Genomic DNA, 14,727 nt, shown 5'->3' on the forward strand with positions numbered 1-14,727 from the left:
TACTAGTAGTTCGTCAAATTTATTTTGACGGGTAATGATCGGAAAAAACTTCTGTTCTTCCCTCCCCCACCTCCCCTACCTCCCCCACCTCCCCTACCTCCCCCACCTCCCCTACCTCCCCTGCCCCCTACTTGCCTTCACCCGTCATTTTCGGGTTGACAGACTACTAGTTGGCTAAAAAGTTGTTGAACTTGCTCCCAAGCATCTGCCGCAGCTTTAGAATTATAACTGGCACGACGGTCACAAAAAAATCCATGACCAGATCCATCGTAACGAAACAGACGATGAGAAATGTGATATTTTGCAAGTTCGGCGGTAATCTCGTCTACTTGTTCTGGAGGAATACTCGCATCTTCCTCACCAAAAAAGGTGTAGATAGTGCCTTTAATTGCTGATGTCCGGGTAATACTGGGATTTCCACCTCCGGGAGTACGAGTAGTGATACCCGCACCGTAAAAGGAAGCAGTGGCTTTAATATCAGAGAGTGTTGCAGCTAGATAGGCGACGTGACCACCAAAACAAAAGCCAATACAACCAAATCCATCTGGTCTAACATTGGGTAAAGTTTTTAAGTAGTCAATGGCTGCTTGAATATCGCTTAAAAGTTCTGATGCTGTGGTTTGTGACCAAGCGTATTTTTTGCCTATTTCCACGTCTTCGGGCGTGTAACCAGTTTCAAATCCAGGGGCTTGACGTTGAAACAGGGCTGGAGCGATCGCCACATATCCTAGTTTAGCAATCCGTTCGGTGACATCCCGAATATGCGCGTTAACCCCAAAAATCTCCTGGAGAACGACAATTCCCGGATAAGAACCGGGTGCAGTTGGTTGAGCTAAATAGGCGGCTATTTGCAAATTGTCTTGAGGAATTTGAATTGTTGTAGTCTGTATTGCTGACTCTGTCATAATATGAGTTGTGAGTAGGGAAATAGGTAAGAGGTACGAAGCACAAGTTAATAATAGTTATATCTATCAGCAATTAGTAACCACTAATGGCGTTGTGAATTACGATTTATTTACTGATCGGACTTACATTCATTTTGACCCTTACCTTCTGATTTGGTGTATTCTTCTGTGATAATATTTTCCATAGCAAACTAACCCATTAATCATATATTAAACAGGTAAATTATGGCTATTTGTATAAGTCTTATGGAGCAGAATTGGTAATGATTCAATTCCGTATTCAGCCAGATAGTGAAATTCCTGCATCTAATCAACTGTTTAATCAGATCAGATTTGCGATCGCCTCTGGGCAATATTCACCCGCATATAAACTACCCAGTACCAGGGCTTTAGCCATGCAAACTGGATTACATCGCAACACCATCAGTAAAGTTTACCGCCAATTGGAGGAAGAAGGATTTGTCGAAAGTTTAGCAGGTTCAGGCATCTATGTCCGCGCTCAAGGTCATGAAGGCGGAAGCAGATCCCAGTCTCCCATGCTCAAACAAAATCCTCAAGCCTATAAGGTGGTGCAACAAGCCCTAGATGAGTTACTGGGTCAAGGTTGTTCTCTCAATCAATCACGAGAACTATTTTTAGCAGAAGTTGACTGGCGCTTGCGTTGTAGTACCAGAGTATTAGTGGTGACACCATCTCAAGATATTGGGGCTGGGGAATTAATGGTTGATGAGTTAGAAGAATCCCTGCAAATCCCCCTCCAGCTAGTCGCAATGGAACAACTGATTGGAGTATTAGACCAAACCACTTCAGCCACATTAGTCACCAGTCGTTATTTTATCGGAGAAGTGGAAGCGATCGCTGCACCCAAAGCAGTTCGCGTGATTCCCCTAGATATTCACGACTACGGCAAAGAAATGACTGTCGTGAAAAGCCTACCCAAATCCAGTTGTATTGGTATAGTTAGCCTCAGTCCTGGTATTCTCAGAGCCACAGAAGTCATTCTCCACGGTTTACGAGGAGACGAAATATTAGTCATGACTGCTCAACCAAAGGATGCTTATAAACTACACGCGATCGTTAAACGCTCAGAAATAATCTTTTGTACAGATCAAGTCAGCTATGCCACAACCCAAGCAGCTATGCAAACAGTCTTAGAAGACCTCATCCGTCCACCCAAACTGATTCGCTGTGAAAACTACATCGGCACACAGTCCATCAACTTACTAAAACGCGAACTGGGATTAATTTAATTTGTCAGTTTTCAGTGGTCATTTGTCCCGGAAATAACCCTAATGAACAAATAATTTGCGCTTCCTGTTGTCCGTCTTCAGGATGAATCACACACAAAGAATTATTATCACGTAAAGAAATAATCATTGTGGCTAATTGTTCATCACTAATCCCACTTTTCAACTGCCGATTAAGTTTAACAATCGTCGTTTCTTTTAATGGATAAAGATAGATTTCTTCAACGGCCTTTTTCAAAGTTTGCCAATCTTCACCTAATGAAAATAACGATGAAAATAATGGGGTTTCTGTCTTCTTAATATAAGCATCTAATCTATAATATGTTCGATATCTTGCCCCTTTAGAGCTTCCTAATTGTCCTCCAGTCGTTTTGTGCTGTTCTAATACCAAATCAGCCCCTTGCGAGACAATTTCATGATGTTGGGGATGCTTTTCTAAAGGGGGTGTATTCCGGTTACATCTCGCCATTCTTAATATTCTCATTTGCGATTGAGTTACACTTTCTCCTTCCCTATTTATCCAAGCTAAAGCATCTGTACCATCAGCAGTGCGAAGATACATTAATACACCTTCAGGATCTAAATTTGTTCCTTGATATTCGCGGGTAGAATAGATAACATTAGGCAGATTTTTAATAATGTTCTCTAAATCAGGATCAGCATCTATGGCATTTTTCCAAATTTGAAAAGCTTCCGATGTTAAATCAACCTCTCCATCTTCTGCTTCATCTAAAATACCAGACTTTTCATGATAAAGATCAAGAATTTCTTGATAGGAAAGAGTATCTTCAAAAAATGCCTCATCTGTTCCCACCACATTAGCATTTTCTTGTAATCTTTCCCCTAATCTTCCGCGCAGATTGATTAATTCCTCTACTCCCTCCGCAGGTAAAAAGGAATAACAGAAAATTTCTGCCGCTTTTTGTCCAATTCTATCCACTCTTCCCGTTCTTTGAATTAAGCGAATAATTGCCCAAGGTAAATCATAATTAATAATAATCCGACAATCTTGTAAATTTTGACCCTCACTTAAAACATCAGTAGCAATTAAAATTCTAATTTGTTGTTCTTGGGGAATATTTTGTTTATTACTTTCTGGACTAAACCGATATGCTATTGATGTCGGATCATTTATTTTTCCTGTTACTAATGCAGCTTGTTGAATATTCTCTTTTTCTAAAGATTCTTGTAAATAACGCGCTGTATCTGCAAATTGAGTGAAAATCAAAACCTTCTCATATGCATGAGTTTCCGTTAATAACCCTTGCAAAGTTTGAAACTTTTGATCTAATTTATAACTCCATTCTCCGCAATTATTTAACAACTTCAATAACAATAAAGCATCTTCGCGTAAATCTTTTTTTAATTCAGATTTGAACAATCGAGAATCTAACCATTTAAACCGTTTTTGATATTTGCTTTGATAAAGTTCATAAATAGCTTTTGCTTGACGTTTATATTCCGTATCTTTACTGGTTAAACTTGCAAAACTAATTTCATCACCTTCATCATTTTCATCATCACCTATTTCAAAATCTAAAGCTGTAGAATTAACCGTATCAGCATCTTCATCATTATTGGTAGTATCTAAAAATTCTGCATCTTGTGTACCAATCGGAATATCTAACTTATTTTCTAAAGCATAAAGATAAACATAATTCCGTAAAATGTGCCGTTCTAAAGATTCTAAAAAAGCAATACCACTACTTTCTAATCTTTTAAATAAATTCGTGCGACAAAAACCCATTAACCGTCTTCCCGCACGAGATAAACCATTTAAAATCTGTTGTTCTGTTGCTGTGGGAGGTTGTTTATATTTATCTAAAGTGTAATTTCCTAAACCGTAACGGGGTAAAGATAGAGAATTAATAATTTCGACAACTTCACTAGAGTATAATTTTCCATAATTATCATCATTATTAATCGTAAATTTAGCAGTTTTGGGAATCCGCACAGGAAAATAAGAACGAGTACCATCAGTAAATTGTAAATATTTACGTCCATTTAAAGGATCTGTATCAGCATAATTATTTTTAATAAAACTGCGAGTTCTCCTAATCATATAACGATTCATTAATTGTTGCCAATCTTCAAAATATTCGCTTTTTTCAAATGCTGCTAAAGTTCTCATATCGGTTTGGGGATGTTTGCGTTTAAACTCCATTTCATTCCCCAATTCCCTGATTAAATGTTCGGGTTTAATTCCTAAATATTTTGATTCAGGAACGAATAACCGTAACTGTGCAGATAAGTCAAAATAGCTTTTATTATAAGGAGTTGCAGTCAGTAAAATACACCGACTTCCGCTTTGTTCTATATATTCTTTAATAGCTGCATAACGTTGTCCATCTCGATTTCTTAAATTATGACTTTCATCTATTAAGACTAAGCGAAAACGAGCGGGAATTGTGGGTAATATTTTCGTGACTTGACTAATAGAAATTACTGCACCTCTTAAACCATATTCTTCTCGATATTTTTCCCACATAGAAACGAGATTTTTAGGACAAATAATGAGGGTACTAATTCCCAGTTCATCTTCAATAATTTTCGCTATAGCTGTCCCAACTAAAGTCTTTCCTAATCCTACCACATCCCCAATCATCACACCACCACGACGGTTAACATAATGCGCGGCTATTTTCACTGCTGCTGCTTGAAAAGGAAATAATTGAAAGTCTGAAGGTATTTGATATTGACTTAAACCATCTCGCGCTTCTTGCGATAGATGATAAGCCATTTTCAGATACACATAATAAGGATCAATTAACTTGTCCGTTGCCCAACTTTCATCTATAATTTTTGCTAATTGTTCAGAAATATCTAAACAAAAGTTATCTTCCCAACGTTCATCAAACCAAGTTTGTAATTTATTAGTAGCATCATGATCTAAAATATCAACATTTAATTCTCCCTGTGCTGATAAACCAGAAAAGGTTAAATTACTACTTCCTAAAAAACCGATTGCGGGTAAATTTGCATGATTTTGAGGAACTAAATATAGTTTCGCGTGGAGGGGATGACGTAAATAGAGTTTCACAACTACTTTTTGAGATTTTAATTGTGATTTAAGTCTTTTTAAACCCAATTCATCAGCATTATTTGGTTTTCCGATCATTAACTGTTGTCGAAATTCCTGAACTATGCGTTTTTGCAATTGAAAAGATTTATTTCTATCTATGGGTTTTTGGGATATTCCTAAACCTAATAGTTCCTGAAGTTCATCTTTTGGAAGTTTTTGCATTCCAATTAATAAGCGACAACAATTATTTTCTCCTCCGGTAAATTGTTCAATTTCTTCCTGTATTAATTTCCATCCTCGCAAGTTAAAATAACCGACACAAAAATCAGCCCTATTTGCAGATTGGAGGCTTTTTTTGAGTATAGGTAATAGTTGATCATTAATATTATCAAAAATCCGAGGCATAGTTGTTTATATTAGTTAATTGTCTGAATTATAGCATATTTCCATATCCCCGACTTCTTTGATAAATCTTGTGAATAAATGATAAATTGATGATAGAAGTCGGGGATATTATATCTTAATCTTCAACTTTTGCTAACCAAGCAAGTAAATCCTCCACATTATTAAAATCTAATAATGCTTCACTCAAATCTTCTAAAATATGTAAGGATAAACCAGCAACAGAACCGCGTATTTTCGGCGATATTTTACCAAACCGCTTACTCAACAGTCGCATGACTAAATTAAAAGTTGCTTCTTCTAGTCCTTCTTCTCGTCCTTCTTTCCTTCCTTCTTCTTTTCCTTGTTCCCGGCCTTCTTCTTTAATTTCTTGATAAACTCGTGTTTGTTTGAGTGTGATTCCTAACATAGATTCTACCTCTTGACGGTTGAGATTTTCAAACTTGTACATCATGATAGTTGTGATCATTTCTATTATGACGCTATTTGATGATGATGGTATTTCTTCCTTAGTTTTTGTTAATAAATACCTAGCTGCTTCTGGTGCTTGACTTTCTTCTAAAGTGGTTAATATCATCACTCCTACCCATGTTGGTAATTGATGAATATCCCCCAATTCATCTTAGTAATTGAAACAATAAAGATGGAAATTGTTGGAATAGTTTGTAAAAGATTGTATCTCGACGCATAACATAACTAATTTCTATTAATTAATTGTGTGATTATTATATAGCAATCCAAGAGTCAGATCCCCGACTTCTTAAAGAAGTCGGGGATCTTGGTGGTTAAACCAAATCCCGATAAGCATTTAAAGCTGCATCTTTCACGGTTTCTGCAACAATGGGAAAGGTACTCAATATATGACTAAATTCCCCTTCTGTTAACCCATATAAATGGGCAATTATTCCATCTAATTCGGCGCGGATTTTCCCTCTTTCTCTCTCGTCTGTAACTCCGTTTTTATGACTTCCTAAACCAACTTCTCTCGCTAATTCATCATATTCTGGTGTTGTACAGATTAGTTTGGCTGCACGTTCTACTATTTCTTGAAAATATGGGTCTTTTTCTGTTAATCTGGGTACGGGTAATTGATAAACATAGAACATATTCATATTACGGGATATTTTTAGTCTAACTTCATAATCAATCACAAAGCTATTCAATAATCCACAAATTAATAACAATTCTGAATTATTGCAGCAACTATTAGATAAGATTAAAGAATTTCCACAACATACATTTTTTGGTAAAATGCTAACAATTAAATTTCTAATATTTGTATTTTCCCCTGCTGATCTAAACCCTAATCTATAACGCTGATAATCTAACATTTGCCCCTGATCAACACCATATTTACCTAATACCGCTTTTCTTCCTTCCTCTTCGTCTATCCAGTATCGAGGTTCAGCAAACTTATGGGTAAATTGATGAATCATTTTCCCTTCATATAAAGGTAATCTTCCATTCCCTGCTTCAGTTTTAAATAAATGACTATCATTAGTCATGTGAAATTCAGCAGTTAACTTTAAATTCCATTTATCCTGAATTTCTTCACCCAACAAAGGAAACCGACTCATCTTTTCAGCTATGACAATATCTAAATCAGATTTAAATTCCATTACCGAAATAGAATCAGGAGATAACTGTTTAATTAAATCCACAGAAATATGAATACAATCATGATCAGGAAAACTATTTAACTCTCCCACATCATGACGCATAAACTTAGCAGGAAATGATATTGTACCCTGTAATGGTAGGGGCGAATGGCCATTCGCCCCTACAAGATTTTGAAAAGTCAAAACCACAAACTTAAAACTTTTGTGTACTCCTTCAAAAATAGCCTTTTTATTTTCAAAACAGAATAAACCAGTGATCTTAGTTTGCGAAAACAACATTTCTCGGAGTTGCTTAGTTCCCAAATCTGTATAAATCCCGCTAGGAATCACTAAACCGCATTCACCATGTTGAGAAAGTAAATTCAAACATTGTTCCACAAACAACTTATATAAATTAATATCAGTTCCCTGTTTTTTCCCATTAACCACAGAAATCTGATTAAGATATTGTTCAGCACTTCTAAAATATAAACTCACATGAGGATATTGACTTTGATACTGTAACCAAGCAGCAGCAACTTCAGGATTTGCTAATAACTGCTTTTGTTCCTTCTCAAAAGTCTTAATATCCATCTTATTCTTAGTTACTAAATCACTATATTCCGCAAAAAACTCCTTAGCTTGTGGTTTAAAAATCTCCCAAGGAGGATTACCCAAAATAATATCAAAACCACCCCTAGCAATAATTTGATCAAAATGATAACCCCAATGAAAAGGTTTTAATGCTTCCATATCAGCAATATTTAAAACCCGTTTACTAGCTTTCCCCTTTAACTGCACTTCCTCATATTTAATCTTTAAATTCCCAAACTCATCTAACAACAATTGATTTAACTTAACCAAAGATTCCCGGTTAACATCATTAATATGATGTCTCAAAAATTGTAAACGATCTTCTTGTTCCGTATCTTCAACTTTTCCCGCAATAAAAGCGTGTTCCTTATACATCTTAATACTTTCATTTTTCTCATTTAAAATAGTTTGATAATCCTGCGCTTTTAATTGTTGTAAAATATCAGGGTTTCCCACAATATCAAAACGTTTATCATCAACCCGAATCAAACCAATTAAAGAATTACCTGCCATAATGTTAAAATCAACATTAGGTAAAGGTTCTAAATCATCAACAGTTTTCGCAGAAGCAACCAAACTTAAAAATAACCGTAACTTAGCAATTTCTACCGCTTCCTCCATGATATCCACACCATAGAGATTGTCAGTAATTACCCGCTTTTTGATATAATAATCCAAAGAAGGATGATCTTGTTGAATCTTACTTAATCTAGCTTGATTTGACTCATTTCCCGAAACTTGAATAAAGTCAAAAATGGCAGTATAAATCTTAATTAAATGTTGTAAAGCAGCCACCAAAAAAGCCCCACTACCACAAGCAGGATCTAAAATTGAAAGCTGAGGTAAAATCTCATCTAATAATTGCTGACACAATTGATTATTTTCTCGTTCCCAGTCTCCAGACTGGGAATGCCCTCTTAGAGGTTCTACCTCCTCTATTTTCGAGGCAGAGCCTCTGGGTTCACATTCCCACGCAGAGCATGGGAACGAGGGTACATTACCAATCTTCTCACGAATAAACTTATTAATAGTCCGTTCACAAAGATAATTGGTAATTTCCGGTTTAGTATAATAAGCGCCAAACTCCTTTTGGTTAATATACTTCTCAAAAATATACCCTAAAACATCAGGATTAATTTCATCATCTTTACCACTGGGAGTATCATCTAAATGCCAAGTATAACCAGAAAATAACTTAAATATATCCTCAAAACCACCATCACTAATTCTAATTTTTCCGCGATATTTCTCTTCAATAATATGGGGTAAAAATAACCCACCATTAATATATTTAATTCTACCAATTAAAGCCGCAGTTCCATCTTTACGGAACTTTTCAGCTTTACCAAAACCATCAAAAAACAAAGTTTGTAAAAACTCTTGATAATATAAATCTTTACCTTTGGTTTGACTAACCTTCAACTTATCTTGTAAATAATCAGTATTTCCATGATCTAAAAACCCCTTTTTCTGGAGAAAATAAATAAACATCAACCGATTCAAAATCACCGAAGCATACCAATTAGCATCTTTGATATTATCTATACCTTTAATAAAGGTAACAAATTTCCGATGTTCTAACTGGAAATCATCAAAAAACTTTTTAGTAATCTTTTCAATATCAAAAGCCTTTTGAGTGCGTTGAGTAACATCAGTTAAAGTTAAATTTTCTTCTTCAGCAAAATCAATAAATAAAGATTCCAACTTTTGAGTTAATAACTCTCCAGATTGAGTAATATTAAAAGTAGTTTCCTTGGCTTTAGTTTTATTTGCAGATTCTCTTTTTACCCATTGCCAAACCTGCTTTTCTTGCTTTTTATCAGTATAAATAATTAAATGTTCTTGACTATAACTTGTAACTTCCGTATCAATCTTTTTTCTAACTTTAGAATTGGGTAAAATGCCATTATCAGACACACAATGATAAACCATCATTCCGCGTTTTTGAGCAGCAGCTTCTATAGTATAATTTTCCTCATCTACAGTTAAATAAAGAGGAGAACCATCTGCATAATCCCAACCCAACTCTTCAATAAATAAAGATGTAAAATCAGATGATTGGAGATATGTTTTAACTTGATTGCGATTGAACTTCATAAAATGCACTCCTGGTATATGTACTCAAAGATCACTCAAAGATCCCCGACTTCTCTAAGAAGTCGGGGATCTGAATATTAACCTAAATAATCAATATCTAACAATTGTTCAAGAGTATAAGGACATTCTGCGGGAAAATCAACTTTAAACTTAGTTTTTATCTGCACATATTTCAAAGCCCGATTATAAATATAACCCATCTCATTAGCTAGATAATTACGTAAATTCGTTGTTAATCTATCCTCAAGTTGATAACGAAAACCTAAAATTTCTGATTGCCAATGATAATAATTTCTTTCAGATTCCTCTGTCCAAAATTGTAGTAATAAAAGATGTCTAATTACTTGTTCTAATAGACTTTTAACTGCATTTTTCTTTTCACTTCCCAAATCTTCCAACTCCTCAATTAAATTCTCTAAATCCACCTCATCAAAACGACCTTGTTTCAATAAATCAATAGTTGCTAATAACCATAAATAATCATCTGTTTCATAGAGTTGCTGTAAATTAGTCAAAACATTCATATTTTTACCTCCTAACTTCTTTAATTGTTTCTTTAACTCAATTAGGTAAATAATCAATATCTAACAATTGTTCCAGCGAATAAGGACATTCTGCGGGAAAATTAACTTTAAATTTAGTTTTGATCTGCACATATTTCAAAGCATCAGCATAAAGATTTAGCATCTCTTTAGCTAAATGATTACGCAAATTACCAGTTAAACGTCGTTTAAGTTGATTTCTAAAACTGACGATTTCAGCTTGCCAATGATAAGGATTTGTTTCATTTTCTTCTATCCAATATTGCAATAATAATAAATGTCTAATAACTTGTTCTAAAAGACTTTCAACCGCATTTTTCTTTTCACTTCCCAAATCTTCCAACTCCTCAATTAAATTCTCTAAATCCACCTCATCAAAACGACCTTGTTTCAATAAATTAATAGTTTCTAATAACCATAAATAATCATCTGTTTCATAGAGTTGTTGTAAATTAGTCAAAACATTCATATTTTTACCTCCTAATTTAATTAATTAATTCTGGTTTTTCGGTTATTTTTATGGAAAACCTGGTTCAAAATCATTCAAAGCCCTATTGTGTAGGCATTTCATTGAAAATATGGAAATAATTGTTTATAACCCTTGTCCCGTAAGGGTTTTGTTATCATCAATCCTCAATCACCATAAAAGAGACGCAAGAGCCTTAATTCTCTAACTCAATTAGGTAAATAGTCAATATCTAACAATTGTTCAGGAGAATAAGGACATTGTTCAGGAAAATCAACCTGAAAATTAGTTTTTCTTTTCACATATCCTAATGCCCTTTGGTAAATTTTTGATTTTTCTTCAACTAAATGATTGCGTAAATTTGTGGTTAATTTAGCATTAAGTTGATCTCGAAAACTATAAATCTCAGCTTGCCAATGACCAGAATTTCTCTCAACTTCAATAGTCCAATACTGATACAGTAATAAATGTCTAATAATTTGCTGTAATAAACTTTCTACAGCATTTTTCTTTTCACTTCCCAAGTCTTCCAACTCCTCAATTAAATTCTCTAAATCCACCTCATCAAAACGACCTTGTTTCAATAAATTAATAGTTTCTAATAACCATAAATAATCATCAGTTTCATAGAGTCCTTGTAACTTAGTAGTAAAATTACTGGTAATTGTCATAAATTTACCCCCTATTTACCTCTAAAATAACACACATATAAATAAAGATCCCCGACTTCTCTAAGAAGTCGGGGATCTGATTCTACCAATTATGAACAACTTAAAAACTCTTTGACTATTGCTAAATAAGTTTCTGCGTCTTCCAACATCGGAAAATGCGCCGTATTGGGAATAATATTTAATTGAACCTTATCACTTAAAGCCGCCGCCGTTTTCCCCAATTTAGCCGGAATAATAATGTCATGTTCCCCAGCAATCAGCAAAGTCGGGATAGTTAATTTTGCAAATTCTTCCGGCATTGTTTCCGCTTGTTCTTTACTCACAGAAGTATAGATAGTCCCTAAAGCCGCTTCATAATGGGCATTAACAAAATCTTCTAAAAAAGCCTGACTTTCCGCTTTAGGAATAGAACGATGTAAAAATCTAGCCATAAACATTTTATCAGCCAAAGGAATTTTACTTAACCACTGCGGGCGGAATTTCACCACATAACCACCAAATTTATGAAAAGCAGAAAAAGCTTTTTCATCATATTCAAAAATGCCGCTACAAGTTAAAATTCCCTTGGCAACTTTTTCGGGATAACGATTAAAAAATAAAGTCGCAATAGAAGCGCCCATAGAATGGGCATTAACATAAACACGATCAAGATTTAACTCATTTAATAAAACCGCCAAATCTTCCGCGTATTCTGTTAATTCATAACTTAAATTCCCATTATTTTGGGGTTGACATTGAGAACGACCAAAACCCCGTAAATCATATAATAAACAATCAAAATTATCTAATAAAGCCTCAGCCGTACTTTGCCAATATCTCGCTGAACCAGCCCAACCATGCAAAAAAACCATCACCGGTTTCATAACATTTGATGGTTTTTTCATCCACTCGTAATAATGGTCTACACCCCGAACATTTATATAAGTCATTGCAAGAATTAAAAACTAAGAATTAAAAATTAAAAAATCAAGAGTCAAGAGTCAAAATCCAAATGACTAATGACTAGTGACTAATGACTTTTAAGCCGACTCTGGTTTAGGTAAAGAAGAAGGATGTACTATTAGTTCAGCAGTAGAACGTTTTTCCACCATTTCCTTAGTAATTGTACAGCGAGTCACATCCTTGCGAGAGGGTAACTCATACATTACATCCAGCATCAACTCTTCCACAATACCGCGTAAAGCCCGCGCTCCAGTTTTGCGCCGATAAGCCTCTTGAGCGATCGCCTTTAACGCCTCTGGTTTAAAATCCAACTGGACATTATCCATATTCAGCAGTTTTTGGTACTGTTTCACCAAAGCACTCTGTGGTTCAGTTAGAATTGCCATCAGCGCATCCTCATCCAAAGGATCAACCACAGCCACCATGGGAATCCGACCAATAAACTCAGGAATCATGCCAAATTTCACCAAATCATCTGGTTGCAGATGACGTAATGTATCAGCAGCCCGTTTTTCCTTAGTTTGCAAATCTCCAGGTTGCACAAAGCCAATTGACTTTTTCCCAACCCTCTGATCTACAACTTTTTCTAAACCGACAAAAGCGCCACCACAGACAAACAAAATATTGCTCGTATCAATTTGGATACAATCTTGATATGGGTGCTTACGTCCGCCCTGGGGTGGAACATTAGCAATAGTCCCCTCCAACATTTTCAATAAAGCTTGCTGTACCCCTTCCCCAGAAACATCTCTGGTAATTGAGGGATTTTCACTCTTCCGGGCGATTTTATCAATTTCATCAATGTAGATAATACCCCGTTGAGCCTCCTCCACATCCAAATCTGCCACCTGCAACAGACGCAACAGGATATTTTCCACATCCTCACCCACATACCCAGCTTCCGTCAGGGTTGTAGCATCAGCAACAGCAAAGGGAACATCGAGAATTTTCGCCAGAGTTTGTGCCAAGAGAGTCTTACCGCAACCAGTCGGTCCAATCAGTAAAATATTGGACTTTTGTAGTTCGATCGCATCATCTGTCCCAGCATTGGCATTACCCTTAGACTGAAGAATAGCCAATCGCTTATAATGATTGTAAACAGCCACAGATAGCACCTTTTTGGCTTCATCTTGGCCGATAACGTGTTCGTCTAAATAATTTTTAATCTCTCTCGGTTTAGGGATTTGATTAAACGAGAGATTAGACGAACTGGTACGACGTTTTTCAGTTGGTTCTGACTTTTGCGCCGGTGGTGATGCAGCCGCAGCACTGGTATCCAGCAATTCCTCATCGAGGATTTCATTACACAAGTCAACGCATTCATCGCAGATGTAGACTCCCGGACCTGCGATTAATTTACGTACCTGCTCTTGAGACTTGCCACAAAATGAACATTTTAAATGGGAGTCGTACTTAGACATATCAGCCTCTTATTTCAGAATGACGACGATTTACCCTGCTGTGGGAAGATTTTGTCTAGAAATGACCTGATCGATCAAACCATAATTCTTCGCCTCTTCTGCTGACATGAAAAAGTCGCGCTCGGTATCAGCCTCAATTCTCTCCAAGGGTTGACCAGTATGCTTGGCCATTAATTGATTTAATTCGCCCTTAATGTAAAGAATTTCTCGCGCTTGAATTTCAATGTCAATAGCTTGTCCTTGAGCGCCACCCAGGGGTTGGTGAATCATAATCCGGGAGTCAGGTAAAGACATCCGCTTTCCGGCAGTTCCAGATGTTAATAAAAAAGCCCCCATCCTCGCTGCCAGCCCAAAACAGATAGTTACAACATCGGGACGTATTTGTTGAATTGTATCATAGATTGCCATACCCGCGTAGACAGAGCCACCAGGAGAATTAATGTACAATTGAATATCTTTTTCCGCGTCTTCAGAATCGAGGAAAAGCAATTGGGCAACAATGGAATTAGCTACAACATCATCTATGGGAGTTCCCAAAAAAATAATCCGCTCGCGGAGTAAGCGGGAGTAGATATCAAATGCCCTTTCTCCCATCCCAGACTGTTCTACCACCATTGGCACAATATTACTAGGGCTGCTAGAACTGCCACTAGTACCAATAGGACTCAAGCTGTTGATTGGGTAATTTCCCGACTGCGATACAAGCATACTAGAATATTTAAAAATAAATGGCATGAAATTGTGAACTGTTAACCATTATGCCCTATATGGCAGAATTCAGGAGGTGGGAGTAAGAGGTAGGGGAGTTGGGGGAGTTGGG

General features: G+C 36.1%; 10 protein-coding genes and 1 pseudogene. 1 reads left to right on the top strand and 10 read right to left on the bottom strand.

The window, feature by feature from the left end:
• Nucleotides 1–137: 137 nt before the first annotated feature.
• Entirely contained in the window at nucleotides 138–905 is a 768-nt protein-coding gene (locus AN486_RS23460; protein WP_290602740.1) for a dienelactone hydrolase family protein, read from the bottom strand.
• Between the two features lie 263 nt (nucleotides 906–1,168).
• On the opposite strand from AN486_RS23460, the gene AN486_RS23465 reads away from it, so the two are divergent.
• On the top strand, nucleotides 1,169–2,155 hold the full coding sequence (locus AN486_RS23465) for a GntR family transcriptional regulator (protein ID WP_053537876.1): 987 nt from the start codon (nucleotides 1,169–1,171) through the stop codon (nucleotides 2,153–2,155).
• A 4-nt stretch (nucleotides 2,156–2,159) separates the two neighbouring features.
• On the opposite strand, the gene AN486_RS23470 is transcribed toward AN486_RS23465, so the two are convergent.
• The 9 genes and pseudogenes from AN486_RS23470 to clpP form a co-directional block, all read right to left on the bottom strand.
• A complete protein-coding gene (locus tag AN486_RS23470; protein WP_290602741.1) occupies nucleotides 2,160–5,579 on the bottom strand; it encodes a helicase-related protein in 3,420 nt (1,139 codons plus the stop codon).
• A 115-nt stretch (nucleotides 5,580–5,694) separates the two neighbouring features.
• A pseudogene (locus tag AN486_RS23475) lies at nucleotides 5,695–6,204 on the bottom strand (DUF4351 domain-containing protein); the annotation flags it as partial.
• A 157-nt stretch (nucleotides 6,205–6,361) separates the two neighbouring features.
• Nucleotides 6,362–9,865, bottom strand: a complete 3,504-nt coding sequence (locus tag AN486_RS23480) for a DNA methyltransferase (protein ID WP_290602742.1) — start codon at nucleotides 9,863–9,865, stop codon at nucleotides 6,362–6,364.
• Between the two features lie 77 nt (nucleotides 9,866–9,942).
• Entirely contained in the window at nucleotides 9,943–10,389 is a 447-nt protein-coding gene (locus AN486_RS23485; protein ID WP_290602743.1) for a DUF29 domain-containing protein, read from the bottom strand.
• Between the two features lie 37 nt (nucleotides 10,390–10,426).
• Nucleotides 10,427–10,876, bottom strand: a complete 450-nt coding sequence (locus AN486_RS23490) for a DUF29 domain-containing protein (protein ID WP_053540707.1) — start codon at nucleotides 10,874–10,876, stop codon at nucleotides 10,427–10,429.
• Between the two features lie 206 nt (nucleotides 10,877–11,082).
• The gene (locus AN486_RS23495; protein ID WP_053540706.1) at nucleotides 11,083–11,544 is read right to left on the bottom strand and encodes a DUF29 domain-containing protein; all 462 of its coding nucleotides are present in this window, start codon (nucleotides 11,542–11,544) and stop codon (nucleotides 11,083–11,085) included.
• Nucleotides 11,545–11,633: 89 nt separating this feature from the next.
• Nucleotides 11,634–12,473 (bottom strand): alpha/beta hydrolase, encoded by an 840-nt coding sequence (locus AN486_RS23500; RefSeq protein ID WP_290602745.1) that lies wholly within the window; start codon nucleotides 12,471–12,473, stop codon nucleotides 11,634–11,636.
• Between the two features lie 90 nt (nucleotides 12,474–12,563).
• Nucleotides 12,564–13,907 carry an ATP-dependent protease ATP-binding subunit ClpX gene (gene clpX / locus AN486_RS23505; RefSeq protein ID WP_053540704.1) on the bottom strand — a complete coding sequence of 448 codons (1,344 nt, stop codon included), beginning with the start codon at nucleotides 13,905–13,907 and terminating at the stop codon, nucleotides 12,564–12,566.
• A gap of 30 nt (nucleotides 13,908–13,937) precedes the next feature.
• Entirely contained in the window at nucleotides 13,938–14,615 is a 678-nt protein-coding gene (gene clpP, locus AN486_RS23510; protein WP_053541379.1) for an ATP-dependent Clp endopeptidase proteolytic subunit ClpP, read from the bottom strand.
• Nucleotides 14,616–14,727: the final 112 nt, after the last annotated feature.

The organism is Anabaena sp. AL93 (assembly GCF_001672085.1).
GTDB classification, from domain to species: Bacteria; Cyanobacteriota; Cyanobacteriia; order Cyanobacteriales; family Nostocaceae; genus Dolichospermum; species Dolichospermum heterosporum.

Excerpts from the sequence above, each read along its gene's own strand:
- AN486_RS23465 (WP_053537876.1), top strand. The coding sequence starts at position 1,169 with ATGATTCAATTCCGTATTCAGCCAGATAGTGAAATTCCTGCATCTAAT.
- AN486_RS23470 (WP_290602741.1), bottom strand. The coding sequence starts at position 5,579 with ATGCCTCGGATTTTTGATAATATTAATGATCAACTATTACCTATACTC.
- AN486_RS23495 (WP_053540706.1), bottom strand. The coding sequence starts at position 11,544 with ATGACAATTACCAGTAATTTTACTACTAAGTTACAAGGACTCTATGAA.
- AN486_RS23490 (WP_053540707.1), bottom strand. The coding sequence starts at position 10,876 with ATGAATGTTTTGACTAATTTACAACAACTCTATGAAACAGATGATTAT.
- clpX (WP_053540704.1), bottom strand. The coding sequence starts at position 13,907 with ATGTCTAAGTACGACTCCCATTTAAAATGTTCATTTTGTGGCAAGTCT.
- AN486_RS23460 (WP_290602740.1), bottom strand. The coding sequence starts at position 905 with ATGACAGAGTCAGCAATACAGACTACAACAATTCAAATTCCTCAAGAC.
- AN486_RS23480 (WP_290602742.1), bottom strand. The coding sequence starts at position 9,865 with ATGAAGTTCAATCGCAATCAAGTTAAAACATATCTCCAATCATCTGAT.
- AN486_RS23500 (WP_290602745.1), bottom strand. The coding sequence starts at position 12,473 with ATGACTTATATAAATGTTCGGGGTGTAGACCATTATTACGAGTGGATG.
- AN486_RS23485 (WP_290602743.1), bottom strand. The coding sequence starts at position 10,389 with ATGAATGTTTTGACTAATTTACAGCAACTCTATGAAACAGATGATTAT.
- clpP (WP_053541379.1), bottom strand. The coding sequence starts at position 14,615 with ATGCTTGTATCGCAGTCGGGAAATTACCCAATCAACAGCTTGAGTCCT.